Origin of the sequence: Caulobacter sp. Root487D2Y, from assembly GCF_001427165.1 — a bacterium.
Lineage (GTDB): Bacteria > Pseudomonadota > Alphaproteobacteria > Caulobacterales > Caulobacteraceae > Caulobacter.
Genome location: NZ_LMFD01000010.1, coordinates 1,277,706 through 1,300,185, shown reverse-complemented (window position 1 = coordinate 1,300,185; position 22,480 = coordinate 1,277,706). Strand labels below are relative to the sequence as shown.

Here is a 22,480-nt window from a genome sequence, read left to right as displayed (position 1 = left end):
GGATAACGATCGCGCGGAGCGTCGGTCCTGGTCGAAACGGTATTTCTTCACAAAGCTTCCGGGCCTGGCCCGGCGCTCCGCGTCCCTCCCCGAACTTCAGCGGCCCGCCGCGTGAGGCGGCCTGGCCGTGTCCAGAGGTTGGGGACAGGCCCATGGGCCTGTCCCCGTCCGCATCCGAGGAGAAAGCCATCATGCCCCGATCCCGAACCCGCGCTCGTATCCGCGCTCTCAAGCTGGCGGCGGGCGCGATCCAGCCCGATCCCGAATGGACGCCAGGGCGTCTGGGCCACCTGCTCCGCGTGATCTGGAAGCGGTTCGCCGCCCTGGAGGACTATCGCATCAGGGCGGGCCGGGAGGTCGGCGTCAGCCGCCCGGAACGGCGACGGGCGATCGCGATCGCCATCGACAAGTGGGCGGTAGTCCAACTGACCGAGCGCAAGGCGAAAGGCCGTGGTTAAGCCGTGGCTGAACGAGGCTGTATCGGGGCCTGGCGTGTCCCGGCCTCGGCGCGCCTATTCCGGCGGGCAGCCCTTGAATTCGCCGACCTTGGTCACCGAGAGGGTGGCGAGGTTCAGGGGCATCAGGGGGGTCATCGACGAGCGGCCTTGGCCGCTGAACAGGTCCAGGCGCTGGCCCTTGATCGCGCCGCCGACGTCGGAGGCGTACCAATAGCCGTCGTGCTTTTCGCCGTTCGGCATCGGCAGGCCGACGGTTTCCTTGATGAACACCACGGTGCGGCGCGGGATCACGGTCTTGTCGACCGCCAGGGTGCGCATGGCCACCACCTTGCAGCCCAGGCTGTCGAGGGCGCGGATGCCCTTGGCGCCGGCGTGGTAGAGCGTGGCCTTCATCTTGTATTCGACCGAGCCGGGCATGGTGCCCGTCAGCGCGCCCGTGATCAGATCGCCCAGCGGATCGGACTTGGAGTCCGAGTCGGCGGCCAGGGCGGGGAGGGCGATGGACATGGCCGCGACGGCCAGAAATCCCGCAAACGTGCGTCGCATCGAGGGGTTCCTCTTATCGGCGTAGAGTGTCGGTCGGCGGCCTGAGTACTAAGATCACGGGCCGGTGACAACCCACTTGCGGGCGACCTGATGCCGCGCTGCATCCTTAACGGCGGCGCTCGGCGCCATCGTTTGAAGCGCCATTTGGTTCCGTGGCGGGCGGTATCCCAAGGCTGGCAAGGGATTGCATGCTGCCGCTTCCGGGCGCGCGCCGTGCGGTCTGGCGGTCGTCGCCGGGGTGGCATAAACCGGAGTCGTCCACGGCTTTTGTGGCGATGCACACGTCTTGGGCAGGTCCGGCGGACCTGGTGAGTCGCCGTGATCGCCTGACCGTGGAGCAAGGCCGTCGGAGCCGTCAGTTCGTTGGAGCGCGCATGAAGCCGTCTATTCGCCTTTTCACCGGTGTGGCCCTGGCCGCCGCCCTGGCCGCGCCCGCGAGCTCGGCTTTCGCGTGGGGCGCTTCGGGCCACCGCATGGTCGGGGTGGTCGCCGCCCAGAGCTTCCCCAGCGACCTGCCGGCCTTCCTGCGCACGCCCCAGGCGGTGGCCGCGATCGGCGAATACGCCCGCGAGCCCGACCGCTGGAAGGGCTCGGGCAAGATCCACGACACCGACCGCGACGCCGCCCACTTCCTCGACATCGATGACGAGGGAAAGATGTACGGCGGGCCGAAATTCACGCTGGAAACCCTGCCGGCCACCCGCGCCGACTACGAGAAGTCGCTGGCCGGGGTCGGCCATGACGGCTGGAGCGCCGGCTACCTGCCGTATTCGATCATCGACGGCTATCAGCAGCTGGTGAAGGACTTCACCTACTGGCGCATCCTGAAGGCGGTGTCGAAGACCGAAAAGAACAGGACCAAGAAGGCCTACTATGTCGCCGACCTGAAGCGGCGCGAGGAACTGCTGGTCCGCGACCTGGGCGTCTGGGCCCACTATGTCGGCGACGCCAGCCAGCCGCTGCATCTCTCCGTGCACTACAACGGCTGGGGCGATTACCCCAATCCGAACGGCTACACCCAGAGCAAGGCCACCCACGGCAGCTTCGAGGGGCCGCTGGTCAAGGCCGTGGCGACCGACGCCGACGTCAAGGCGCTGGTGCCGGCCTACAAGGACTGCGCGTGCACGATCGAGGCGCGGACGGTCGACTACCTCAGCACCACGGTCACCTTCGTCGAACCGCTGTACAAGCTGGAGAAGGAAGGCGGCCTGGTGGCCACCGATCCGCGCGCCAAGGCCTTCGTCGACGCGCGCCTGGCCGCCGGGGCGACCCAGCTGCGCGACATGGTCGTCGACGCCTGGAAGGCCAGCGCCGCGGGCAAGATCGGCTACCGCCCGGAGATCACCGTCGACGACGTCGTCGCCGGCAAGGCCGATCCGTGGAACGACCTGTACGGCAAGGACTGATCCCATGCAGGCGTTCGACGCGCCCGAGCCGGGTCTGGAGTACAAGCACCGCTGGGCCGCCTTCGGCATCGCCGAGGGGGCCAACGGCACGATCGCCCTGGTCGAGGTCCGCAAGCCCGGCCGCCCGCCCTATTTCGACCTGCCGGGCGGGGCGGTCGACGGCGACGAGGATGAGCACGTCGCCATCGTCCGCGAGTTCGGCGAGGAGACCGGCCTGGTCGTCGAGGTCGGCGCGCGGGTGATCGAGGTCAGTCAACCGTTCCTGAAGTCTGACGGCCAGCCGGTGTGCAACAACGGCGGGATCTATGTCGTGCGGATCACCGGCGAGCGGCCCGAGCTGAAGGTCGAGGACGACCACGCCCTGGTGTGGCTGGACCCGCGCGACGCGGTGGTGGCCCTGCGCCACGACGCCCACGCCTGGGCCGTGGCGGCGTGGCTGCGGCGGGAATAGCGGTCGGGGCCGGTGGTCCGGTTCTACTTCAGCAGCGCCTTGGCCTTTTCCGGCGCGACCTGATCGAAGATCATCCGCAGGTGCGCGTCCTTGGCGTGGTCGTTGTGCAGGTCCCAGGCCAGCGACACGGGTAGCTTCAGCCGGCCGCCGTCGGCCAGCCTGGCCACCAGCACGCGCCAGCTGAAACCGTCGCCGGGATCGCCCAGCGGGTCCTTGAACTCCAGCGGCGCGGGATCGCGCAGGCGGAACGTCCGGCCCTCGTGCGCCTCGAACCAGGCGATGTCGGCCTGGGCCACGGGATCGACAGCCGGGGTGACCAGCTTGCCCTTGAGATTGCGGACCATGGCGGCCTCCTGGGTGGGAGCGGGGTCTCTAGCGCCTTTGGCGAGACCTGTCCTCCCCCACAGGAGGAGGAGCAAAATATACCCGGGTAATATTGACTCCGCAAAATACCCGGGTAAAAAGCCGCTCATGGAAACGACGAACAACCGGCGCGCCCTGGTGCGCGACTACAAGGACCGCAAGGTTCAGGCGGGGATCTACGCGATCCGCTGCGCCACGACCGGCGAGGTCTGGATCGGCGGCACGCCCGACCTGTCGACCCGGCAGAACGGCGTCTGGTTCGCCCTGCGGACCGGCGGCCACGCCAGCCCGAGCCTGCAACAGGCCTGGAACGCCCACGGCGAGGCGGCCTTCGGCTTCGAGGTGCTGGAGATCCTCGACGACGAGGGGCTGGAACGGCTGGGCCGGGCCTCGCTGCTGGTCGAGCGCCGCGAGCACTGGCGCTCGACGCTGCACGCCGAGGGGCTGCGGCGATGAGCGGCCCCATGGCGCCCTATGTCGTGTTCGAAGGCGAGCGGCGGATAGCGGCCGGCGGCAAGCTGGACGTGGCGGTGGCCGCCCAGGCGAGGCTGGCCGAGGCGCCGGAGGCCTCGCTGCTGATCTTCGACCCCGAGGGCCGCCAGGTGGATTTCGATCTGCGCGGCGGGCCCTGGGACATCGCCCTTCGGCTGGGGGAGGGCGACGCCGCCCCGCGCGGCCGGGGACGTCCCAAGCTGGGCGTCACGGCGCGCGAGGTGACCCTGCTGCCGCGCCACTGGGAGTGGCTGGCCGCCCAGCCGGGCGGGGCGTCGGTCGCCCTGCGCAAGCTGGTCGAGGCCGCGCGTCGCGACAGCGAAGGCCCCGACCGTCGCCGCGCGGCCCGCGACGCGGCCTATCGCTTCGCCTCGGTCATGGCCGGCGACCGCCCGGGCTTCGAAGACATGAGCCGGGCGCTGTTCGCGGGGGAGGCCGAGGGATTCGCGGCGCGCGTGGCCGAGTGGCCGGCCGACATCGCTGATCATTTGCGAGGGTTGGCGGCGGAGGCGTTTGCGGAAACCCTCTCCCGTGGGGAGAGGGAGGGGCCCGCCGCGTAGCGGTGGGAGGGTGAGGGGGTTCCGAGGTTGCCGGCGTGCCGGCAGGGCGCTCGCGTGAAGTCGGTGAGGGTGTAACCCCTCACCCTACCCGCTTCGCGGCCGGGTCCCTCCCTCTCCCGCTGGGAGAGGGTTTCCATAACGCGCTTACTTCGCCCCGCCTCGCGCCAGCACATCCGCCAGCACCGCCTTGTACGCCGCGTCGAACGGGGCGCGGTCGCTGTCGGGCTTTTTCGGATAGACTGTCCGCAGGTCGGCGATGCGCCGGGCCGTCGCCGTTTGCCAGGCGGGGTCCATCTTCAACAGCCGACCGATGATCGCCTTGTCGTCGCGACCTTCGACGGGCTCGTAGGCCAGCAGCGCCTTCAGCTGCCACAGGAACTGGCGCTGGGGATCCGGCGTCGCGCGGCCCCGCGTGCGGATGGCCGTCCACTTCACCGCCTCGACGATCTGCCGGCGGAAGCGGGGATCGTCCCAGGTCGAGGGCGTGTGGCCCAGATTGGTGAAGAACAGCCGTCCCTGGCCGATCTGTCGGGCCCAGGCGATCGGCACGGCATAGGGCCGCTTCAGCGGCGTGCCGGCGAAGTCCAGGGTCTGCAGCACCCGCACGCGGGCCGGGTCGAAGTCGCTGTGCTGGTAGATTTCCTCGGCGTAGTCGAGGCTGACGGGCCACATGCCGACCAGCGGCAGGCTGGGGTCCAGGGTCTCGATCCGGATCGGCGTGCCCTGGGTCCAGGGGTGACCGGCGAAATGGCCGTTGATGAACTGGGTGTAGGTCTCGCCCGCGCCGTCATAAGGCCAGCCGGTGTCGGTGGCGCTGTGGACGCCGACGAAGCCCAGCTTTCCGGCCGCCACCCGCTGCTGGACCACGCTCCAGGCCTCGGGCGAAAGGGGCAGGGCGCCGGTGGTGTAGAACACCAGGACGTCGATGGTCTCCAGGCGCTCCGGCGTGATCTCGCGGGCGTCCTGGGTGACCTCGGCGGTGAAGGCGCCGCTCTGCTGGCCAATGGCGATTATCGCGGTTTCGGACGGGGCCAGGCCGCCGCCCTCGGGCCGGGCGACCGGGGCGTGCTTCCAGCCGACCGACTGATCCAGATAGAGCACCCGCAGCGGCGCGTCGGGCTTGGCGACGGCGGGGAGAGCGGTCAAGGCCGCGAGCGCGACCAGGAGCAGGGCGAGGACGCGACGCATGGGGTAGTTCATTGGGATCAGGCCTTGATCTTGGGTTGCAGCAGATCCCAGCGATTGCCGTAGAGGTCTTCGAACACGGCCACGCTGCCATAGGCCTCGTGCCGGGGCGCCTCGAGGAACTTCACGCCGGCGGCGCTCAGGCGAGCGTGATCGGCCTCGAAGGCGTCGGTGTGCAGGAACAGCCAGACCCGGCCGCCGCCCTGGCCGCCGATCATCGCCTTCTGCTGGTCGTCGCCGGCCTTGGCCAGCAGCAGGCGCGTGCCGGCCGCGCCCGGCGCGACCACGACCCAACGCTTGCCGCCGCCCAACTCGCTGTCCTCGACCAGCGAAAAGCCGAGCTTGCCGACATAGAAGGCCAGGGCCTCGTCATAGTCGCGGACGAGCAGGGACAGGAGGGCGAGGTGCTGGGCCATGGGGACTCACTCGGTGACGCCCCTGCTTAGCACGCCGATGCGGCGGGTCAGCCGTCGGCCACCTATGGTCTCACATCGCTCGGCGCGGGATTGGTGCATACTGGGCGGATCGCCACGACAACCGCCACCCTGGAGGACGCCCATGTTGCCGCGCCCGACCCATGCCTCGGCCCTCGCGCTGATCCTGACCCTGACGGCCGGCGCCGCGGCGGCCCAGGTTCCCGAGACCAGGATCACCCCCGTCGCCGCCGCCGATCTGCCGCCGGCGGTGGTCGCCGTGGTCACCGCCGCCGCGCCCGGCCTGAAGATCAAGGGGGCCGAGTTCAAGGAACGCGAGGACCGCCGCTACTACGACGTCGAGGGCGTGCTGCCGGACGGCGCCGAGATCGAGTTCGACCTGCTGCAGACCGGCGGGACCTGGAAGATCGTCGAGACCCAGCGCGACATCGCCTGGACCGCCACGCCTCAGCCGGTGCGCGACGCCGCCGTCAAGGCGGTCCCCAGGATCGCGCCCGTGCGGGTGATCGAAAGCACCGAGGACGATGGCCAGGTGATCTATGAGCTGTTCGCCGAGGGCCAGCCCAAGGCGCCGGCCCTGGAGGTCAGCTGGAAAGGCGGCAAGGCCAAGGTCCTGACCGAGGCCTGGCCGCACTAGAGCTGATCGACATTCAGCCTGGGGGAGAAACCCCGTCCTTCGACAAGCTCAGGATGAGGTTTCTACCGCGGAGGCCCATACATTGGTCCTCATCCTGAGCCTGTCGAAGGACGAGGACCACGCACGGCGCTTGAAGGTCAATCGGCCGCAGCGCTTCAGCCCCCGAACAGCTTCAGCAGATAGCTGGGCCCGGAATTGGCGATGCTCAGCGACTTGATCGCCAGCTGCTGCTTGATCTGCAGGGCCTGGAGCTTGGTGGCCTCCTTGGCCATGTCGGCGTCGACCAGCCGGCCGACCGAGGCGTCCAGCGTATCCTGCAGCTTGTCGATGAAGCTCATGTGGGTTTCGAGGGCGAACGACCGCGTGCCCAGGTTCGACAGAGCCGAGGTGACGTTCTCGATCGCCCCGCCCATGGCCTTGATCTCGGCGGCGCTGATCGGCGCGCCCAGCAGGTCGGCGCGCATTCCGGAAAGCGCCGCGCCGGTGGTCGACAGGTCCACGTGGTCGACGTCGATGGTGTCGCTGGCGTCGGCGTTGGCCAGGGCGCGGATCTGGCCCGTCGAGCCGGACGAGATCAGGTTGACGCCGTTGAAGTCGGCGGCGCCCACGGTGCGGTCGATCTGGCGTTTCAGGTTCAGATAGTCGTCGTTCAGGGCCTTGCGGCTGGCGGTGGACAGGCTGGTGTCCGAGGCCGCCAGCATCTTCTCCCTCATCTGGCCCAGCAGGTCGGTCACCGTCTCGCCGGCCGCCAGGGCCACGTCGGTGATCGACTGGCCGCGCTGCAGCGAGGCGCGCACGGCGTCCAGGGAACGGGATTCGGAGCGCTGGGTCTGGGCGATGGCCCAGACGGCGGCGTTGTCCTTGGGGCTGGAGATCGCCAGGCCGGTCGAGATGTGGCGCAGGGTGTCGGACAGGTCGCGGTTGATCGCGTTCAGCGACTGCAGGGCGATCATCGCCCCGACATTGGTGTTGATGCTGTTGAGCGACATCGACAGACCGGTTCCAGGTTCGGCCGCGAGGCCGAGGGCGCGTTTTGCGCCTGGAGGGCAATGTAGACGGGCAGACTTAGCCGTTCATTAGCAGTCGAGGTTAAGGGGGCCCGGTCGAGCAGGTCCCCTCCCCGTGGGAGGGGTGTCGGCGAAGCCGACGGGGAGGGGAGCGATGAAGTGATGGCCAAGCGGCGGAACCGCTGGATCGCTCCCCCCACCGATCGCTTCGCGATCACCTCCCCCACAGGGGGAGGGCCTATGCGTTAGGTTCAGCCTCACCCCCCGTTGTACCCGCCGATGATCGGCAGCACCTCGCCGGTGATGTAGCTGGACGTCTGGGGCGAGGCCAGGAACACGTAGGCCGGAGCGATCTCTTCCGGCTGGGCAGGGCGCTTCATCGGGGTCTTGCCGCCGAACTGGGCGACCTGGGGCCCCAGCTTGTCGGCCGGGTTCAGCGGGGTCCAGACCGGCCCCGGGGCCACGGCGTTGACCCGGATGCCCTTGTCGATCAGGTGGGTGGCCAGCGACCGTGTGAAGGCGTGGATGCCGCCCTTGGTCATCGAGTAGTCCAGCAGGTCCTTGTTGCCCAGCAGGCCGGTGACCGAGCCGGTGTTGATGATCGCCCCGCCGGGCGGGATCACCTTCACCGCCGCCTGGGCCATGTGGAAGTAGCCGTAGAGGTTGGTCTTCAGCGTGCGGTCGAAGTGCTCGACCGTCAGGTCCTCGAAGTCCAGAACGTGCTCCTGGAAGGCGGCGTTGTTGACCAGGATGTCCAGCTTGCCCAGTTCCTTGACCGTCTGCTCGACGGCGGCCTTGGCATAGGCCGGGTCGGCGACGTCGCCGGGCAGCAGGATGGCGCGCCGGCCTTCCTGCTCGACCGCCATGCGGGTCAGGTTCGCGTCCTCGTTCTCGTCGAGATAGGCGATGGCGATGTCGGCGCCTTCGCGCGCGAACAGCACGGCCACGGCCCGGCCGATGCCGCTGTCGGCCCCGGTGATCAGGGCGACCTTGCCCTCCAGCTTGCCCGAGCCCTTGTAGAACGGCGCGTCGTACATCGGGGCCGGGTCGAGCCTGGCCTCGACGCCCGGCTTGACCTGGTGCTGCTCGGGGAAGGGCGGGGCGGGGTAGGGACGGGCGCCGGCCTGCATGGCGGGCCTTTCCTTTTCCTCGTCCCTGGACTTGAAGGAGCGTTCCTCCTTGGCGTCCAGCGGGGCCTGGATGTCGCGTTCGGCCCGCGACGCGCGGTCGGCGGCGGGTTCGAATTGCGGGGTTTCGACGTCGGAGTTGTTTGGGGACATTGGCTGGCTCCCTGAAGCTGGAGACGGCGAAACCGGTGGCCCGTCCCTATGTTCCAAGCGCCACCGCAGGAACCGGGGGTTGCCCAAGGCGTGAGCTTCGGTCACCTTCCCGGCCTCTTTGAAAGGCCTATCCGATGTCGCGTTCCGCGGCCGCGCCGGCTCCCCGCTCCGGGAAGCCGCACGGCGTCATTGTCTCCGATCTGATCGAACTGCTGCGCCTGGCCGGGCCGGTGGTGCTGTCGCGCCTGGGCATCATGGTCATGGGCCTGACCGACGCCATCGTCGTGGGTCACTATTCGGCCCGACAGCTGGGGTTCCACGCCATGGCCTGGGCCCCGACCTCGGTGTTCGTGACCGTGACGGTGGGCCTGCTGGTCGGGACCCAGGTGATGGGCTCGCGGGCCATGGGGGCGGGGCGGCTCCACGAGGTCGGGGCCGTGCTGCGCCGAGGCGTTGTCTACGCCTTCTGGCTGGGCCTGGCGGGTTCGGTCCTGCTGGTCCTGGCCGCCCCGCCGCTGCTGCATCATGTCGGAATCGAAAAGGCCCTGGCCGACGGCGCGACGGCGCCGCTGGTCGTCTTCTCGCTGTCGATGACGCCCTACGCCGTCAGCGTGGCCCTGAGCTTCTGGCTCGAGGGCCTGGGGCGGCCGGGCCTGGTCACCGTCAACATGTGGGTCGCCAACCTGGTGAACCTGGCCGTCAACCTGCTGCTGGTGCCGGGAGCGTTCGGCCTGCCCGCCCTGGGCGCGGTGGGGGCGGCCTGGGCGACCTTCGTGGCCCGCGGCGTCTTCGCCCTGATGCTGGCGGCGGCGATCGTGCGCCTGAAGGACGCCCGGGCCATGGGCGTGTTCGACAAGCCCGCCCGCGACCTCGCCGCCGCCAAGGAGCAGCGCCGGGTCGGCTACGGGGCGGGGACGTCGAACCTGTTCGAGGTCTCGGCCTTCGCCGGCATGAGCCTGGTGGCCGGCTGGCTGGGCGGGCTGAACGTGGCGGCCTGGGCTGTGGTGCTGAACGTGGCGGCGGTGATCTTCATGGTCCCGCTGGGCCTGTCGACGGCCACGGCCGTGCAGGTGGGACGGGCCCATGGCGCCCGCGACCCGGCGGGCATGAGCCGCGCGGGCTGGATCGCCTTCGCGGTCACCGCCATTTTCGCCCTGGTGGTGGCGGTGCTGCTTTATCCGCTGCGCCACCTGGTGGGCGGGGCCTACACCAGCGACCCGGCCGCCCTGGCCCTGATCGCCCCGGCCCTGGCCCTGACCGGCCTGTTCCTGGTTCCCGACGCCGTGCAGGTGGTCTGCGCCCAGGCCCTGCGGGCGCGCGGCGACGTCTGGGTGCCCGCCGGCACCCACATGATCAGCTACGTCCTGATCATGGGGCCCCTGGCCTGGTGGCTGGCCCTGCCGATGAAGCTGGGCGTCGACGGCATCGTCTGGTCGGTGATCGTCACCAGCTTCATCGCCGCGGCGTTCTTGCTGGGACGGTACCGGATGCTGGATGTGAGAGAGCGGTGATGAAGGCCACGATCGTCGATATCCCGGTCCATGAGATCGTCGACCGGAACAGCTTCCATATCGTGTTTCAGGCCGCTCTGGGATTTCCCCAGTTCTACGGGCGCAATCTGGACGCCTGGATCGACTGCATGCATACGGTCGATGATCCGGCTGCAGGCATGGTCAGCGTTACGGTTGAGGTCGGGGCCTTGATGGTTCTAGCGATCCACGGCGTCGAGGACTTCCGTCGCCGCTGCCCGCAAGAATACGAGGCCTTGGTCGAGTGCGTCGCCGCCGTGAACCAAGGCCGCGTCATCGACGGGCTGCCTCCAGTGCTGGCCCTGGCGTTCGTCTAGATCCCAGCTCCCAGGATCCAGCCCTCTTGCGTCTCCGCATCGACCACCAGGTCGGCCGGCGCGTCCTTGCTCGGCCCGAACAGGGCGGCCAGCTTGCCGGCCTCGTCCAGCTTGGCGAAGTGTTCGGCCAGGGCGCGCACCTGGGCGGCGTCCTTGACCTCGCCGGCGGCCGGGGTGGCCTTGACCAGCGAGGGATAGACCTCGGCGATCACCACCTGCACGCCTTCGAGGTCGGCCTCGGTCAGGGTCTTGAAGCCGGTCTCGAACGGCCAGACCCGGGCGGCGTCGCCGCGGGCGTCCCTCAGCCGGCGCGCGGCGGGAATGCCGACGATCGCCTGACCGCCGACCGAGCCGTTGTAATAGAGCTTCCAGATCGACGCCGCGCCCCCCCCCTTTGTAGGCTGGGCCGCCAGGTCCGCATGGCGGAACTCCGGCAGGTCGTCCGGTCCGTGTTCGCGGGTCTTCTTGGGCTGCAGGGTCGTCAGGGTGTCCTTGGGCGGCACGCCCCAGAACGGGAACGGACCGCCGGTCAGCCGCCGGTTCAGCTCGGAGCCGACGCCGAAGCGGTTGTTGGTGTTGTCCGCCTTGTCCTTGACCATCTTGGCCAGCTGGTCCCAGACCGCGCGCCAGGGATGGTCGCCCTTCAGCGCCAGGGCCTGCGAGAAGCCGCGCGGAAAGCCCAGCGGGAAGTCGAAACCGACCAGGGCCCGCTCGTTGCGCTTCTTCAGGTCGTCCAGGATCGCCGTCAGCTTGGCCTCGGCCTCCTGGCGGGTGGCCGGGTTGAAGCTCTCGAAGGTCAGCCGGAAGCGCACGTCGCGCTTCATCACGCCGATCCACACGGAGTCCGCCCCCGTGGTCGGCTTGGCCGCCGCGCTCCAGTCGACGATCACATAGGCGCTGAAGAGGCGCGACACGGCGGACGCTCCGTTAGGATTGAACGAAGCGCGCTTCTACTCCGGCCCGGGCCAGGGGGCCAGGGGGCCAGACGCTATGGGGCTTCTGAACGCCTAAGCGTTCAGGCCGCGTTCCGTTCCGCCGGCTGTTCGGCGACCAGGGCCGGGGCCGGTTGACGGCTGAACCAGCGGGCGGGCGGTTCGCAGGTCGGGCCCAGGGCCGCGCGGACGATGGCCGGCGGGCGGCGCTCTTCCGGGGTCATGAACAGGCCGTTCGACTTGACGCCCAGGCCGGCGACCTTGTGCGCGCCCAGCATGGTCAGCGGCACGGCCAGGATCAGGCCGGCCAGGATCGGCAGGGTGGCGGTCAGCAGGTCGGGCGTGAACCAGAAGCACACGGCCAGGACCAGGCCGGTGACGCTGATCCAGCCCATGGCGGCGAAGGCCTCCTTGCCGGTCACCTTGTCGGCGTCGCGACGCTGGGTGGCCCAGCCGCCGACCTTGCCGGCCAGGATCTCGACCAGGGCGCGGGTCTGGGTGAACATCAGCATCGGGGCGACCAGGGCCGAGAGCAGCATCTCGACCGCCAGGCCGGCCACGATCCGGCGACGGCCGCCGAAGCCCTTGATTTCGTTGGCGCGCGAGAAGACCAGGATCGAGCCCAGGATCTTCGGGCCGAACAGCAGCACGAAGGTGATGATCATCGCCCAGGCGGTGGCCTGGATCTCGCGCCAGTCGATCAGGGCGTGGGCCGCGGCCTGCAGGTCGGCCATGGTGAAGGCGGCCTTCTTCAGTTCGGGCATCAGCATGCGCGAGATGACCCCGGCCGACAGGGCCACGAACCACAGGGGCGAGAGCACGTAGCTGAGCACGCCGATCACCAGGTGCAGGCGGCTCATCCAGTGCAGGCCGGGCAGGCCGATCAGCGGGATGTGCTGCACGTTGCCCCGGCACCAGCGGCGGTCGCGGGTGGCGAAGTCCAGCAGGTTGGAGGGGCTCTCTTCGTACGAACCGCTCAGATAGGGGGCCAGGTGCACGCCCCAGCCGCCGCGGCGCAGCAGGGCGCTTTCCAGGGCGTCGTGGCTCATCACCTCGCCGCCGAACGGCTTGGGGCCGTCCAGGCTGGGCAGGCCGCAGGTCTCGGCGAAGGCGCGGGTGCGCACGATGGCGTTGTGGCCCCAGAAGCTGCTTTCCGAACCCGACCACCAGGCCAGGCCCGTCCAGGCGACGCGGCCGTAGAGGCGCGTGGCGAACTGCAGGGTGCGGGCGAAGATCGTCTGGCCGTTGATGATCATCGGCATGGTCTGGATCAGACCCACGCGCGGGTGACGCTCCATGGCGTCGGCCAGGCGGACCATGGCCTCGCCGGTCATCAGGCTGTCGGCGTCCAGGATGAGCATGTGCTCGTAGTCGCCGCCCCAGCGGGCCACCCAGTCGGCGACGTTGCCGGCCTTGCGGCCCGTGTTCTGGGTGCGCTTGCGATAGAACACGTGGCTGTTGGCCTCGCGGCGGAAGCGGGCGAAGCAGGCCTGCTCGGCCAGGGCCACGGCGGCGTCGCGGGTGTCGCTGAGGATGAAGATGTCGAAGGCGCGGCTGTTGCCGGTCTCGGCGATCGAGGCGTCCATGGCGCGCAGGCGGGCGAACACCTCGGCGGCGTCCTCGTTGTGCACGGGCATCAGGATCGCCGTGCGGGCCTTGGGCTTGGGCATGGGCGAGGACGCGCCGTCGTCGATGCCGAGCGGATCCTTGGGCTTGCCCAGCAGCACCACGAAGCCGACCACGGCGGTGCAGAACCACAGGGCCAGGGCCAGGAACAGCGGGGCCAGCAGGGTCAGGCAGACGGCCTCCAGGCGCGTCACGCCGCCCAGGGCGATGGTGTCGTAGGTGGCCTTCCAGCCGGCGAAGGCCATGATCGCGGTGGCGACGAATACGCCCCAGCGGCGCAGGGCCAGATTTTCCTTGGCGGTGGCCGCGGGCTTGGCCTCGCCCTGCCAGAAGGCGAGCGGCTGGACCGGCATGGCCAGGGGCGCGTCGACGGGAATCTCGACCCGATCGCTCGTGGAGATCACCGTGTCGTAGGCGACGCTCCGCGAGGAGGTCAGATCGAAGAAAGCGCCGCGTTCGCTCATCAGGTCCATCGTCTCGGGCTGTCCGGCTCGGGTCGTCCGAGGCCGGGCCTCTCCTCGAAGCTTTCGAGAGGCGCAAGACCGGCTTCGCGGGACGCGCCATGGTCGCTAGGGATCATGTCCGCTAGGATCGGCGCGCTCTGCTGGACGGTCTGGTGCTTCTCGACGACCGGCGTGGAGAGCCGCCGGCAAGTCCTAGAGTAAAACTTCGATCACAAAATCGCTACCACAATCGCCGCCCTTTTCGCACCTGCGGCAAAAAACCTTGTATGAGTGACGGGTTCGGATCGATCCGCTGACTCGTGAATTCCGTTAAAGCAATGAAAATAAAGACAATATTGCCGATTATCCTGGTTTCGGCGCTCGCTGCCTGCGGTCCGGGCAAGCCGGCGAAAACCGCGTCCGAGGCTCCGGCGGCGGCGCCGGCGGCCCTTCCGGCGGGGCCGGAATACGATTCGATCGGCGTGATCGCGGTCATTGAAGGCCAAGCGGTAACGCTCGATCACGAGGGCGCGAGCGCGGCCCAGCTGACTCCCGGCCGCACCGCGTTCCAGGCCTATGGCGACATCCTGGCCGAGGCGCCGATCGCCCCCGGCGCGCGCGTGGCCTTCAAGTTCCACAAGGTCGGCGACGCCTGGGAGCTTACCGAGCTTAAGGCCCGCTAGGCGGGACCTAGCTGAGCCGTGCATGGAACATGATGTCGGGCGTGGCCGTTGATAGGGTCCAACCCAAGGACATCTCCAATGGCTGACAACATCGCGCCGCAAGACGGCTCGCGCCCCGGCGTGCTGGGCGACTATTCCCAGGCCCAGGATCTGGGCCAGCCTGGCCATCCTGAGGACCGGATCTCCGAGACCGAGGTCAAGGAAGCCTTCCAGAACGAGGAAACCCCGACCAGTCGGGCCGTCGAGCCTCCCCCCGAGGGCGAAAAGCACGACCAGCTGGCCGAGCACGTCGAGGCGGCCGAGGACCGCCAGGAAGCGCTGATCGACGAGAGCCTGGAAGAAAGCTTTCCGGCCAGCGACCCACCCAGCGCCAAGCGGATCACCTGAGGTCGGCGACCTTTTGAAGGAAGACCAGACCCATGAAGACGTTCCTGACCGCCGCGGCGGCCTTGTCCATCGTGGCTTCGGCCGGCGTCGCCGGCGCGCAGCCTCAACCGCAGAGCCACGGCAATCAAGGCCCAGGCAATCAAGGCCCAGGCAATCAAGGCCCGGGCAATCAAGGCCACGACAATCCGGGTCGCGACAATCAGCGTCCCAAGGACCAGGGGCGTCACGACAACGGCCGTCACGAGGGACCCGGCGACCACTACAGCTACGAGCGCCACGCCACCAAGCACTACAAGGCTCCCGGCCGCTACCACCCGCCGCACGGCTATCACGCCCGCCAGTGGCATCGCGGCGACACGCTTCCAGCCAGCTATCGGAGCCGGGCCTATGTGGTCGACTATCGCCACTACGGCTTGGGCGCCCCGCCGCACGGCTACCAGTACGTCCGAGTCAACAACGACGTGGTGCTGACGGCCATCGCCACCGGCGTCATCGCCGCGGTGATCTACCAGCTGTTCCAATAGTCCCAACGCGAAACGCCGCCCGGTCTTTCGACCGGACGGCGTCCCGCTATCCTTTAACGCACACCACCTGACGCAGCGTGTGGACGATGTCCACCAGGTCGCTCTGGGCGGCCATCACGGCGTCGATGTCCTTGTAGGCCATCGGCGTTTCGTCGATCACGTCGGCGTCCTTGCGGCACTCGACGCCGGCGGTGGCGGCCGCGTGGTCGGCGAGGGTGAACCGCCGCTTGGCTTCGGTCCGGCTCATCGCCCGTCCGGCCCCGTGCGAGCACGTGCAGAACGAGTCCGGGTTTCCCCGGCCGCGCACGATGAACGACTTGGCGCCCATCGAGCCCGGGATGATCCCCAGCTCTCCGTCCTTGGCCGAGACCGCCCCCTTGCGGGTCAGGTACACGTCCTTGCCGAAGTGCTTTTCCCGCGACACGTAGTTGTGGTGGCAGTTCACCGCTTCCTGCGTGGTCACGAGGTCGGGGAAGGTGCGCCGGAGCACGTCCAGCACCTGCTCCATCATCACCTCACGGTTGGCCCGGGCGTACTTCTGCGCCCAGGACACCGCCCGGACGTAGTCGATGAAACCCTCGCTGCCTTCGGCGAAGTAGGCCAGGTCCTGATCAGGCAGGTTGATGTACCAGCGCCGCATCTCGGACTTGGCCCGCTCGATGAAGTAGGTCCCGAACCGGTTTCCGACCCCCCGCGAGCCCGAGTGCAGCATCACCCAGACGTCGCCCGCCTCGTCGAGGCAGAGCTCGACGAAGTGGTTTCCGGTCCCCAGCGTCCCCAGGTGGCCGAAGCCGCGCGGGTGGGCCGCCTTCGGATGCCGGGCCACGACGTCGTCGTAGCCGGCCTTCAGACCCGCCCACTTCTCGGCCGCGACCGCCGGCGGCTCGACCTGCCAGGCGCCCTTGTCGTTGCGCCCGCCGTTGTCGGTCCGACCGTGCGGCACCGCCGCCTCGATCTCCGAGCGGATGCCGAACAGGTTGTCGGGCAGGTGCTCGGCGCGGATCGAGGTGCGCACCGCCATCATTCCGCAACCGATGTCGACCCCCACGGCGGCCGGGATGATCGCCCCCACGGTGGGGATGACCGAACCGACCGTCGCGCCCATTCCCCAGTGCACGTCGGGCATGACCGCCACGTGCTTGTGGATGAAGGGCAGGGCGGCGACGTTGCGCAGCTGCTTGAGGGCCGAGTCCTCGATGGGCACGCCCCGCGTCCACGCCTTGATCGGCGCCCCGTCGCTTTCGATATGTGTGAAGCCGCTCATGGGCTTCTCCTTTTCAAACCGCCCCTCCTGGCGACTTGGTCGAAGCGCTTCCCGCACAAAACGAAGAAACCCCTCCGGCCAGGCCAGGAGGGGCTCCTACGAACATCCCGAGTTCTGACGAACCCTAGACCGTGATCCCCTCCGACGCGCGCGCGCTCGTACCCTCGACCTGGCGGTCGAGCATATTGAACGTGGGCAGGTAGGTCGGGGCTTTGTGCGCCATGGTCCTCATCCTTCGGGAGGCGGGCGATTACAGCGTTCGCCCAAACCTGGGAAGAGGCAAAGTTCAAGGTTGTCGGAAGCGTGGCCGTAAAGCCACGCTTCGCGGCGCCTAGTGGTCGGCCGGCGGCGTCTGTGCCGCGCCGCCCTGGCTCTGGGCCTTCCGCTTGGCCATGGCGGTCTTCAGTTCGTCCAAGGTGACCTTGCCGTCGCTGTCGGCGTCGACCGGGGCGAAGCGCTTTTCCTTGCGGCCGGCGGCGACCCATTCGGCCTTGTCGATCCCGCCGTCGGCGTTCTTGTCCCAGGCCTTATGGATCTTCTCGGGTGACGGCATCTGGGCCAGGGCCGAGCCGGCGACCAGGGCGGTGAGCGTGGTCAGGGCGAGAGCGGCGAGCTTGCGGCGCATGAGGTGTCCTTCGAGGCTTGTCCCTTGGGCGACCATCAGCGCGGGATGTTGCGGCTGTATTGCGGCGATCAGCCGTGGCCGCTCATCGGTCGACGCCCTCGGCGTTGATAAGGCCGACCTTGGTCCAGCCCGCCTCGTTCACGCGTTTCAGAACCTCGGAGTACGCCCCGTAGGTAACGCTCTGGTCAGCGCGGATCATGATCCGCTGCGTCTCGGGGGGCGACGAGGCCTTGGCGGCGATGTCGCGGGTCAGGCTGTCCAGGTCGGACTTCGCGCCGTCGACGCGGATCGAGCCGTCGGCGAGCAGCTCGACATTGATCGGCGCCGGCTTGGCCTCGACGCGCGGCGCCGCGGCCGGCGGCAGGTCGATCTTGATCGACACGGTCGCCATCGGAAGGAAGACCAGGCCCCAGACGACCAGGGCCAGGGCGACCGAGGTCAGGCCCAGGCCCAGGATGCGCTTCCAGCCCACGCCCTAGTGCTTGCCGCGATCGCGGCCGAAGTTCGGCTCGGCGCTTTCCTGGCCGGCGGCGACGATGCCGCGGCGGATGGCCCGGGTGCGGGTGAAGTGGGCGTGCAGGGTGTCGGCGTCGCCCCAGCGGATGGCGCGGCTCATGGCCTGCAGGTCCTCGGTGAACCGGCCCAGCATCTCCAGCACCGCGTCCTTGTTGGCCACGAAGATGTCGCGCCACATGGTCGGGTCGCTGGCGGCGATGCGGGTGAAGTCGCGGAAGCCCGAGGCCGAGAACTTGATCACCTCGCTCTCGGTGACGTTCTCCAGGTCGGCGGCGCTGCCGACGATCGTGTAGGCGATCAGGTGGGGCAGGTGGCTGACGACGGCCAGCACCAGGTCGTGGTGCTTGTCGTCCATCAGCTCGACCTGGGCGCCGAAGGCGCGCCAGAACGCCGACAGCTTGGCGACGGCGGCGGCGTAGGCCTCGTCGTCCTTCTCGGCCGGGGTCAGGATGGTCCAGCGGTTCTCGAACAACTCGGCGAAGCCTGCGTCCGGACCCGACTGCTCGGTGCCGGCGATCGGGTGGCCGGGGATGACGAAGACGTGGGACAGGTCCACGGCCTTGAACGCCTCGACCACATTGGCCTTGGTCGAGCCGACGTCGGTCAGGGTGGCGCCGGGCTTCATGTGCGGGGCCAGGGCGGCGGCCACTTCCGGCGTGGACAGCACCGGGGTGGCGATGACCACCAGGTCGGCGTCCTTGACCGCCTCGGCGATGTCGCCGGTGACGTGCTCGGCCAGGCCCAGCTCGGTCACGCGGGCGCGATGCGCCTCGCTGGCGTCGGCCACGGTGACCTGGCCGACCACGCCGTGCTCGCGGGCCGCGCGGATGATCGAGCCGCCGATCAGGCCGCAGCCGATCACGGTCATCTTCGGGTAGAGAACGCCGGGATGGCTCATCGGGTCACGAACTCGCGCAGCAATTCCACAACCGCGCGGTTGTGCTCTTCAAGACCAATGGTGATCCGAATGGCGTCGGGCAGATTGTAGTTGGCCACGGCGCGGACCAGATAGCCCTTGGACGCCAGGAAGGCCTCGGCCTCCAGGGCGGTCTTGCCGGGTTTGGCCGGGAAGTTGATCAGCACGAAGTTGGCGGCCGACGGCGTGACCTCCAGGCCCAGGCCGCCGATCTGCTGGGTCAGCCAGGCGCGCCATTGCTCGACCAGGGCGACCGAGCGCCGCTGGAACTCGGTGTCGGCCAGGGCGGCGATGGCCGCGTCCTGGGCCGGGATCGAGGTGTTGAACGGCGGGCGGATGCGCTCCAGCGGCTCGATGATCCCCGTCGGCCCATAGGCCCAGCCCACGCGCAGGGCGGCCAGGCCGTGCAGCTTGGAGAAGGTGCGGGTGACGATGACGTTCTCGGCCGCGCGGGCCAGGTCCAGCCCGTCCTCGAAGCGCGGGTCGGTGCAGAATTCCGAATAGGCGCCGTCCAGCACCAGCACCACCGACGGCGGCAGGGCGGCGTGCAGGGCGCGGATCTCCTCGCCGGTCAGCCAGGTGCCGGTCGGGTTGGCCGGATTGGCGATGAACACCAGGCGGGTGCGCTCGTCCACGCACTTGACGATCTCGTCGACGTCGACCCGCTGGCCCGGCTCCTTGGCGAAGCGGACCTCGCCCTGGCAGGCGCGGGCCCCGATGGCGTAGGCGGCGAAGCCGTGCTCGCCCTGGACGATGTTGTCGCCGGGCTCCAGATAGACCTGGTTCAGCAGGGCGAAGATCTCGTCCGAGCCGTCGCCCAGGGTGATGCGCTCGACTTCCAGGCGGTAGTGGGCGGCGATGGCGGCGCGCAGGGCCGCGCCCTTGCCGTCGGGATACATGTGCATGCGGTCGACCGCGTCGCGATAGGCGGCCTTGGCCTCGTCGCTGCTGCCCAGGATGTTCTCGTTGCTCGACAGCTTCACCGGATGGGCCACGCCCTCGATCTTCGACTTGCCGCCCACATAGGCGGCGATGTCGAGGATGCCCGGCTTGGGGGTCGGGCGCGGTGCGGCGAAGCGGTCGGTGGTCGGAGCGGTCATCTGAAACTCGGCGGGCGAAGGCGGTCTTCTTACACGTCGCCTGTTTAAACGTCGAACGGCGTGGGCGCAGCCCCGATGACGCCCGTAAGGGAACCAGGCGCGCGGGCCAGGCGCTCGTCGCCGGCCTGGTAGAAGCCCAGCAGCGAGAACAGCTTCAGCCCGCCGGCCTCGGCGACCAGTTCGGCCGCCACGCCGTCGGTGGACAGGGCCTCGATGATCGCGCCCGCGCCCTTGGGGCTGTCGGTGACCCAGAAGGTCTGGTCGCCGCCGGTCGGCTCGACCTCGACCTCGGCCACGGCGAAGGCCACCTGCGGGCCCCAGCGCTCCAGGCAGGGCAGGGCGGCGAAGATCCTCAGTCGCGGCTCGGCCAGCAGTCGGCCCCACCAGGCGTTGTCCGGCGCCAGGGCCAGGACGCCGACGCCCCACGGCGTCTTGGCGGCGGCCAGGGCGTCCTTGTCGGCGGCGACCACGGTCATCGGCGGCGCGACGCCGAACCGCAGGCGGGTCAGCTCGACGGCCCGGGCCGGGTTGGGGCCGCCCCAGACGGTCAGGTGATAGGGCCCCTGGCGCGCCAGGCTGTCGGACATCAGCTCGCGCCAGATGCGCACGACCAGGGCGTCGCCGGCGGCGGTGCGGGGGGCGGCCAGTAGCTTGCGGATGATCATGGCCTCGCGGCCGGGCCGCAGGCCAAAGCCGGTGTCGCCGGCCGCCTGCTTGGCCGCCGCCACCGCGCGCGCCAGGCCGGCCCGCTCGTCCAGCAGGGTCAGAAGCTCACCGTCGATGGCGTCGATACGCCATCGGACCTCGTCCAGCGAAGGCGTCGCGTCGCCTGCGTCGCTACCCATGATTTATCCCCGAAATTGGAGGCCGGACCATAGACTTTGCCGCCGGAGGCGCAATAGGGCGCGTTCCTGGGAATAAACTTGCGCTCGGAGAACGTTGCTCACGCACAGTCGGCGTGCGGTCCGTGTCATTTTCAACGCGCCCGTACCGCCATCCATCGGCCTTGACGCTAGAGTGTGTCGCGTCACGATACGGTTCGATTGATTTTTGTGTCGCGTCGAGATACGTTCTCGTGGGGATGGACGACGTGAATGGCGATCCAGAGCTTCAGGGACGTACGGGCGAAGGCGATCTTTGACGGGATCAATCCCGGCAAGGGTTTTCCTTCCGACCTGTTGCGTCCGGCGAAGAGGAAGCTGGAAATGCTGCAAGCGGCGACCGTTCTCGACGATCTCCGCATTCCGCCGGGCAACCGGCTGGAGGCGCTTTCGGGCGATCGAGCGGGACAACACTCGATCCGCGTGAACGACCAGTTTCGGCTTGTGTTCAGGTGGGCGGAGGCTGGTCCAGCCGACGTGGAGTTCGTTGACTATCATTGAGCCCCCACGGGGCGCCTGATCGAGCGCATTCTGTGCTCGAAGGGAGGAGAGCACGATGGCGGCAAACATCGTAGACTCCGCAGGTCCGCTCGCTCCGGTCCATCCGGGCGAGATTCTGCTGGAGGAGTTCATCAGGCCGTTCGGTCTTTCCCCCGGAAAGACCGCCACGCGTCTGCACATCGCCCGTCCGCGCATCGAGAAGCTGGTGCGCGGCCAAACGCCGGTGACGGTCGATACGGCTCTGCGCCTGGAAAAGCTGTTCGGCGCCACCGCGCAGTTCTGGCTCAATCTCCAGACCCGCTACGATCTGGAGACGGCCAAGCGGGCGTTGGCGGATGACATCGCGACGATCGAGCCGATCGACGCCGCCGCCTGAAACCGAAGGCTAGTACACTCGCGGCGCCGGTCCCGTGTCGAATAGGCCCAGCCGGGTGCGGCCGTTCTGGAAGGTCAGGGTGGCCGACAGGGTCGGGTCTTGGCCCAGGGCCTGGGCCACGGCCGCGGCGGCGGCTTCCGGGCTCTTCAGCGCCTGGCCGGGCGTGGGGATCTCGCGGATCGTGACGTCCAGCGCGCCGCGCAGGCGGCCGTCGTCATCCACGGTCAGGGCGCCCGACTTGGCGTCCAGCAGCGCCTCGCCGGCGTTCAGCTTGCCCTGCTGCACGGTCAGGGTTCCGCCGGCGTCGGACCAGTCGTCGACCGCGTCGGCCCAGCTGGTCCCGTGCAGGGCGCTGATCTTGCTGACCTTGGAATCCCAGATCAGGTCGGCCGTGCGGTCCGCGGCGATGCGGCCCATCAGTCCGGTGAAGCGGGCCTTGGCGCCCTTCGCTTCGAAGAAGATCGCGCCCTGATCGTCGGGGCCGGGGCGGACGTGCAGCTGCAGGCCCGCCGTCGACAGCAGCGGGAACGGCGCGGCGCCGGCCATCGGGGTGAAGACCAGGTTCGCGCCCTCGACCGAGATGCGCGGCGGGTATCGGTTGAAGCCCGTGAAGCTGGCGCGCAGGGCCTGGCCGGTGATGGCCACGTCGCCGTTGATCGGACGGGTCATGACCACGCCTTGGGGCGCGACGATCACCCAGTGGCCGACGTCGTAGGCGTTGGCCTCGCCGTTCAGTTCCGGCGCCCGCAGGGCCCAGCCCGACGGTTCGGCGACCCGGGCGTTGGTCAGGGTCACGTCCAGTCGGAACGGGTAGCCGCTGAAGGTCCGGTTCTCCCAGGACAGGTCGTAGCCGCGCGATTTCAGCGACAGGGCGGTGGCGTCCATCCGCTGCTCGGCCTGGCCGCGCAGCCACAGCCAGCCGATGCTCCATCCGATGGCGACGATGGCCAGCAGAACGAAAGGCGCCAGCAGACCGCGACGCCGGGGCTTGCGGGACGGGGCGGCGGCGTTATGGGTCATGGAATGGGCGGCTCCGGTCGG

28 protein-coding genes are annotated in these 22,480 nt (G+C 69.1%); 13 read left to right on the top strand and 15 right to left on the bottom strand.

The window, feature by feature from the left end; genetic code table 11:
- Nucleotides 1–191: 191 nt before the first annotated feature.
- Nucleotides 192–458: a hypothetical protein gene (locus tag ASD38_RS15930; protein WP_056461318.1), complete on the top strand. Its 267-nt coding sequence runs from the start codon at nucleotides 192–194 to the stop codon at nucleotides 456–458.
- A gap of 54 nt (nucleotides 459–512) precedes the next feature.
- Here the strand turns inward: ASD38_RS15930 and ASD38_RS15925 are convergent, their stop codons facing one another.
- The gene (locus ASD38_RS15925; RefSeq protein WP_056461315.1) at nucleotides 513–1,004 is read right to left on the bottom strand and encodes a 3D domain-containing protein; all 492 of its coding nucleotides are present in this window, start codon (nucleotides 1,002–1,004) and stop codon (nucleotides 513–515) included.
- Between the two features lie 374 nt (nucleotides 1,005–1,378).
- On the opposite strand from ASD38_RS15925, the gene ASD38_RS15920 reads away from it, so the two are divergent.
- Together ASD38_RS15920 and ASD38_RS15915 are read left to right on the top strand one after the other, a co-directional pair.
- On the top strand, nucleotides 1,379–2,410 hold the full coding sequence (locus ASD38_RS15920; RefSeq protein ID WP_056461312.1) for a hypothetical protein: 1,032 nt from the start codon (nucleotides 1,379–1,381) through the stop codon (nucleotides 2,408–2,410).
- 4 nt (nucleotides 2,411–2,414) lie between these two features.
- Nucleotides 2,415–2,861, top strand: coding sequence for an NUDIX domain-containing protein (locus ASD38_RS15915; RefSeq protein WP_056461310.1), 447 nt, complete (start codon nucleotides 2,415–2,417; stop codon nucleotides 2,859–2,861).
- A 23-nt stretch (nucleotides 2,862–2,884) separates the two neighbouring features.
- Here the strand turns inward: ASD38_RS15915 and ASD38_RS15910 are convergent, their stop codons facing one another.
- A complete protein-coding gene (locus ASD38_RS15910; RefSeq protein ID WP_056461308.1) occupies nucleotides 2,885–3,205 on the bottom strand; it encodes a hypothetical protein in 321 nt (106 codons plus the stop codon).
- A gap of 127 nt (nucleotides 3,206–3,332) precedes the next feature.
- Between ASD38_RS15910 and ASD38_RS15905 the strand changes: the two genes are divergently transcribed.
- Both ASD38_RS15905 and ASD38_RS15900 read left to right on the top strand, forming a co-directional pair.
- Nucleotides 3,333–3,680, top strand: a complete 348-nt coding sequence (locus ASD38_RS15905; RefSeq protein WP_056461305.1) for a GIY-YIG nuclease family protein — start codon at nucleotides 3,333–3,335, stop codon at nucleotides 3,678–3,680.
- A gap of 8 nt (nucleotides 3,681–3,688) precedes the next feature.
- Nucleotides 3,689–4,276 carry a DUF2239 family protein gene (locus tag ASD38_RS15900; RefSeq protein ID WP_056461302.1) on the top strand — a complete coding sequence of 196 codons (588 nt, stop codon included), beginning with the start codon at nucleotides 3,689–3,691 and terminating at the stop codon, nucleotides 4,274–4,276.
- A 144-nt stretch (nucleotides 4,277–4,420) separates the two neighbouring features.
- Here the strand turns inward: ASD38_RS15900 and ASD38_RS15895 are convergent, their stop codons facing one another.
- Together ASD38_RS15895 and ASD38_RS15890 are read right to left on the bottom strand one after the other, a co-directional pair.
- Complete coding sequence (locus ASD38_RS15895; RefSeq protein ID WP_056461508.1) at nucleotides 4,421–5,464, bottom strand: ThuA domain-containing protein; 1,044 nt, start codon at nucleotides 5,462–5,464, stop codon at nucleotides 4,421–4,423.
- Between the two features lie 17 nt (nucleotides 5,465–5,481).
- Nucleotides 5,482–5,877 carry a VOC family protein gene (locus tag ASD38_RS15890; RefSeq protein WP_056461299.1) on the bottom strand — a complete coding sequence of 132 codons (396 nt, stop codon included), beginning with the start codon at nucleotides 5,875–5,877 and terminating at the stop codon, nucleotides 5,482–5,484.
- 142 nt (nucleotides 5,878–6,019) lie between these two features.
- Here ASD38_RS15890 and ASD38_RS15885 point away from each other — a divergent pair, with 142 nt between their 5' ends.
- Complete coding sequence (locus ASD38_RS15885; protein ID WP_156390718.1) at nucleotides 6,020–6,532, top strand: PepSY domain-containing protein; 513 nt, start codon at nucleotides 6,020–6,022, stop codon at nucleotides 6,530–6,532.
- Nucleotides 6,533–6,687: 155 nt separating this feature from the next.
- Here the strand turns inward: ASD38_RS15885 and ASD38_RS15880 are convergent, their stop codons facing one another.
- Both ASD38_RS15880 and ASD38_RS15875 read right to left on the bottom strand, forming a co-directional pair.
- On the bottom strand, nucleotides 6,688–7,521 hold the full coding sequence (locus tag ASD38_RS15880) for a flagellin (protein ID WP_056461296.1): 834 nt from the start codon (nucleotides 7,519–7,521) through the stop codon (nucleotides 6,688–6,690).
- 275 nt (nucleotides 7,522–7,796) lie between these two features.
- Nucleotides 7,797–8,819, bottom strand: coding sequence for an SDR family oxidoreductase (locus ASD38_RS15875; RefSeq protein ID WP_056461293.1), 1,023 nt, complete (start codon nucleotides 8,817–8,819; stop codon nucleotides 7,797–7,799).
- Between the two features lie 134 nt (nucleotides 8,820–8,953).
- On the opposite strand from ASD38_RS15875, the gene ASD38_RS15870 reads away from it, so the two are divergent.
- Together ASD38_RS15870 and ASD38_RS15865 are read left to right on the top strand one after the other, a co-directional pair.
- A complete protein-coding gene (locus ASD38_RS15870; RefSeq protein WP_056461290.1) occupies nucleotides 8,954–10,330 on the top strand; it encodes an MATE family efflux transporter in 1,377 nt (458 codons plus the stop codon).
- On the top strand, nucleotides 10,330–10,665 hold the full coding sequence (locus tag ASD38_RS15865; protein WP_200946010.1) for a barstar family protein: 336 nt from the start codon (nucleotides 10,330–10,332) through the stop codon (nucleotides 10,663–10,665). Before ASD38_RS15870 ends, ASD38_RS15865 begins: the two co-directional genes overlap by 1 nt.
- Here the strand turns inward: ASD38_RS15865 and ASD38_RS15860 are convergent.
- Both ASD38_RS15860 and mdoH read right to left on the bottom strand, forming a co-directional pair.
- On the bottom strand, nucleotides 10,662–11,579 hold the full coding sequence (locus ASD38_RS15860) for a hypothetical protein (protein WP_056445461.1): 918 nt from the start codon (nucleotides 11,577–11,579) through the stop codon (nucleotides 10,662–10,664). The genes ASD38_RS15865 and ASD38_RS15860 overlap by 4 nt on opposite strands.
- Nucleotides 11,580–11,680: 101 nt before the next feature.
- Nucleotides 11,681–13,687, bottom strand: a complete 2,007-nt coding sequence (gene mdoH / locus ASD38_RS15855; RefSeq protein ID WP_056461507.1) for a glucans biosynthesis glucosyltransferase MdoH — start codon at nucleotides 13,685–13,687, stop codon at nucleotides 11,681–11,683.
- Between the two features lie 335 nt (nucleotides 13,688–14,022).
- Between mdoH and ASD38_RS15850 the strand changes: the two genes are divergently transcribed.
- From ASD38_RS15850 to ASD38_RS15840, 3 genes are all read left to right on the top strand, one after another.
- The gene (locus ASD38_RS15850; RefSeq protein ID WP_235523850.1) at nucleotides 14,023–14,349 is read left to right on the top strand and encodes a copper-binding protein; all 327 of its coding nucleotides are present in this window, start codon (nucleotides 14,023–14,025) and stop codon (nucleotides 14,347–14,349) included.
- 78 nt (nucleotides 14,350–14,427) lie between these two features.
- Entirely contained in the window at nucleotides 14,428–14,736 is a 309-nt protein-coding gene (locus ASD38_RS15845; RefSeq protein ID WP_056445457.1) for a hypothetical protein, read from the top strand.
- A gap of 32 nt (nucleotides 14,737–14,768) precedes the next feature.
- Nucleotides 14,769–15,260, top strand: a complete 492-nt coding sequence (locus ASD38_RS15840) for an RcnB family protein (RefSeq protein ID WP_056461282.1) — start codon at nucleotides 14,769–14,771, stop codon at nucleotides 15,258–15,260.
- A 46-nt stretch (nucleotides 15,261–15,306) separates the two neighbouring features.
- Here ASD38_RS15840 and ASD38_RS15835 read toward each other — a convergent pair whose 3' ends face one another.
- The 6 genes from ASD38_RS15835 to ASD38_RS15810 form a co-directional block, all read right to left on the bottom strand.
- The gene (locus ASD38_RS15835) at nucleotides 15,307–16,524 is read right to left on the bottom strand and encodes an RtcB family protein (RefSeq protein ID WP_056461279.1); all 1,218 of its coding nucleotides are present in this window, start codon (nucleotides 16,522–16,524) and stop codon (nucleotides 15,307–15,309) included.
- A 331-nt stretch (nucleotides 16,525–16,855) separates the two neighbouring features.
- Nucleotides 16,856–17,149: an EF-hand domain-containing protein gene (locus ASD38_RS15830; protein ID WP_056461276.1), complete on the bottom strand. Its 294-nt coding sequence runs from the start codon at nucleotides 17,147–17,149 to the stop codon at nucleotides 16,856–16,858.
- An 82-nt stretch (nucleotides 17,150–17,231) separates the two neighbouring features.
- Nucleotides 17,232–17,621 carry an ExbD/TolR family protein gene (locus tag ASD38_RS15825; RefSeq protein ID WP_056461273.1) on the bottom strand — a complete coding sequence of 130 codons (390 nt, stop codon included), beginning with the start codon at nucleotides 17,619–17,621 and terminating at the stop codon, nucleotides 17,232–17,234.
- Nucleotides 17,622–17,624: 3 nt separating this feature from the next.
- Nucleotides 17,625–18,563 carry a prephenate/arogenate dehydrogenase family protein gene (locus ASD38_RS15820; protein WP_056445449.1) on the bottom strand — a complete coding sequence of 313 codons (939 nt, stop codon included), beginning with the start codon at nucleotides 18,561–18,563 and terminating at the stop codon, nucleotides 17,625–17,627.
- Nucleotides 18,560–19,681 (bottom strand): histidinol-phosphate transaminase, encoded by a 1,122-nt coding sequence (hisC, locus tag ASD38_RS15815; RefSeq protein ID WP_056461270.1) that lies wholly within the window; start codon nucleotides 19,679–19,681, stop codon nucleotides 18,560–18,562. Before hisC ends, ASD38_RS15820 begins: the two co-directional genes overlap by 4 nt.
- A gap of 44 nt (nucleotides 19,682–19,725) precedes the next feature.
- A complete protein-coding gene (locus ASD38_RS15810; RefSeq protein WP_056461267.1) occupies nucleotides 19,726–20,526 on the bottom strand; it encodes a chorismate mutase in 801 nt (266 codons plus the stop codon).
- Nucleotides 20,527–20,775: 249 nt separating this feature from the next.
- Between ASD38_RS15810 and ASD38_RS15805 the strand changes: the two genes are divergently transcribed.
- A complete protein-coding gene (locus ASD38_RS15805; RefSeq protein ID WP_056461265.1) occupies nucleotides 20,776–21,063 on the top strand; it encodes a type II toxin-antitoxin system RelE/ParE family toxin in 288 nt (95 codons plus the stop codon).
- A gap of 55 nt (nucleotides 21,064–21,118) precedes the next feature.
- Nucleotides 21,119–21,439 carry a HigA family addiction module antitoxin gene (locus ASD38_RS15800; protein WP_056461262.1) on the top strand — a complete coding sequence of 107 codons (321 nt, stop codon included), beginning with the start codon at nucleotides 21,119–21,121 and terminating at the stop codon, nucleotides 21,437–21,439.
- Between the two features lie 9 nt (nucleotides 21,440–21,448).
- Here ASD38_RS15800 and ASD38_RS15795 read toward each other — a convergent pair whose 3' ends face one another.
- Nucleotides 21,449–22,459, bottom strand: coding sequence for a DUF2125 domain-containing protein (locus ASD38_RS15795; RefSeq protein WP_056461259.1), 1,011 nt, complete (start codon nucleotides 22,457–22,459; stop codon nucleotides 21,449–21,451).
- Between the last annotated feature and the right edge of the window lie 21 nt (nucleotides 22,460–22,480).

Excerpts from the sequence above, each read along its gene's own strand:
- ASD38_RS15930 (WP_056461318.1), top strand. The coding sequence starts at position 192 with ATGCCCCGATCCCGAACCCGCGCTCGTATCCGCGCTCTCAAGCTGGCG.
- ASD38_RS15925 (WP_056461315.1), bottom strand. The coding sequence starts at position 1,004 with ATGCGACGCACGTTTGCGGGATTTCTGGCCGTCGCGGCCATGTCCATC.
- ASD38_RS15920 (WP_056461312.1), top strand. The coding sequence starts at position 1,379 with ATGAAGCCGTCTATTCGCCTTTTCACCGGTGTGGCCCTGGCCGCCGCC.
- ASD38_RS15915 (WP_056461310.1), top strand. The coding sequence starts at position 2,415 with ATGCAGGCGTTCGACGCGCCCGAGCCGGGTCTGGAGTACAAGCACCGC.
- ASD38_RS15910 (WP_056461308.1), bottom strand. The coding sequence starts at position 3,205 with ATGGTCCGCAATCTCAAGGGCAAGCTGGTCACCCCGGCTGTCGATCCC.
- ASD38_RS15905 (WP_056461305.1), top strand. The coding sequence starts at position 3,333 with ATGGAAACGACGAACAACCGGCGCGCCCTGGTGCGCGACTACAAGGAC.
- ASD38_RS15900 (WP_056461302.1), top strand. The coding sequence starts at position 3,689 with ATGGCGCCCTATGTCGTGTTCGAAGGCGAGCGGCGGATAGCGGCCGGC.
- ASD38_RS15895 (WP_056461508.1), bottom strand. The coding sequence starts at position 5,464 with ATGCGTCGCGTCCTCGCCCTGCTCCTGGTCGCGCTCGCGGCCTTGACC.
- ASD38_RS15890 (WP_056461299.1), bottom strand. The coding sequence starts at position 5,877 with ATGGCCCAGCACCTCGCCCTCCTGTCCCTGCTCGTCCGCGACTATGAC.
- ASD38_RS15885 (WP_156390718.1), top strand. The coding sequence starts at position 6,020 with ATGTTGCCGCGCCCGACCCATGCCTCGGCCCTCGCGCTGATCCTGACC.
- ASD38_RS15880 (WP_056461296.1), bottom strand. The coding sequence starts at position 7,521 with ATGTCGCTCAACAGCATCAACACCAATGTCGGGGCGATGATCGCCCTG.
- ASD38_RS15875 (WP_056461293.1), bottom strand. The coding sequence starts at position 8,819 with ATGTCCCCAAACAACTCCGACGTCGAAACCCCGCAATTCGAACCCGCC.
- ASD38_RS15870 (WP_056461290.1), top strand. The coding sequence starts at position 8,954 with ATGTCGCGTTCCGCGGCCGCGCCGGCTCCCCGCTCCGGGAAGCCGCAC.
- ASD38_RS15865 (WP_200946010.1), top strand. The coding sequence starts at position 10,330 with ATGAAGGCCACGATCGTCGATATCCCGGTCCATGAGATCGTCGACCGG.
- mdoH (WP_056461507.1), bottom strand. The coding sequence starts at position 13,687 with ATGAGCGAACGCGGCGCTTTCTTCGATCTGACCTCCTCGCGGAGCGTC.
- ASD38_RS15845 (WP_056445457.1), top strand. The coding sequence starts at position 14,428 with ATGGCTGACAACATCGCGCCGCAAGACGGCTCGCGCCCCGGCGTGCTG.
- ASD38_RS15840 (WP_056461282.1), top strand. The coding sequence starts at position 14,769 with ATGAAGACGTTCCTGACCGCCGCGGCGGCCTTGTCCATCGTGGCTTCG.
- ASD38_RS15835 (WP_056461279.1), bottom strand. The coding sequence starts at position 16,524 with ATGAGCGGCTTCACACATATCGAAAGCGACGGGGCGCCGATCAAGGCG.
- ASD38_RS15830 (WP_056461276.1), bottom strand. The coding sequence starts at position 17,149 with ATGCGCCGCAAGCTCGCCGCTCTCGCCCTGACCACGCTCACCGCCCTG.
- ASD38_RS15820 (WP_056445449.1), bottom strand. The coding sequence starts at position 18,563 with ATGAGCCATCCCGGCGTTCTCTACCCGAAGATGACCGTGATCGGCTGC.
- hisC (WP_056461270.1), bottom strand. The coding sequence starts at position 19,681 with ATGACCGCTCCGACCACCGACCGCTTCGCCGCACCGCGCCCGACCCCC.
- ASD38_RS15810 (WP_056461267.1), bottom strand. The coding sequence starts at position 20,526 with ATGGGTAGCGACGCAGGCGACGCGACGCCTTCGCTGGACGAGGTCCGA.
- ASD38_RS15805 (WP_056461265.1), top strand. The coding sequence starts at position 20,776 with ATGGCGATCCAGAGCTTCAGGGACGTACGGGCGAAGGCGATCTTTGAC.
- ASD38_RS15800 (WP_056461262.1), top strand. The coding sequence starts at position 21,119 with ATGGCGGCAAACATCGTAGACTCCGCAGGTCCGCTCGCTCCGGTCCAT.
- ASD38_RS15795 (WP_056461259.1), bottom strand. The coding sequence starts at position 22,459 with ATGACCCATAACGCCGCCGCCCCGTCCCGCAAGCCCCGGCGTCGCGGT.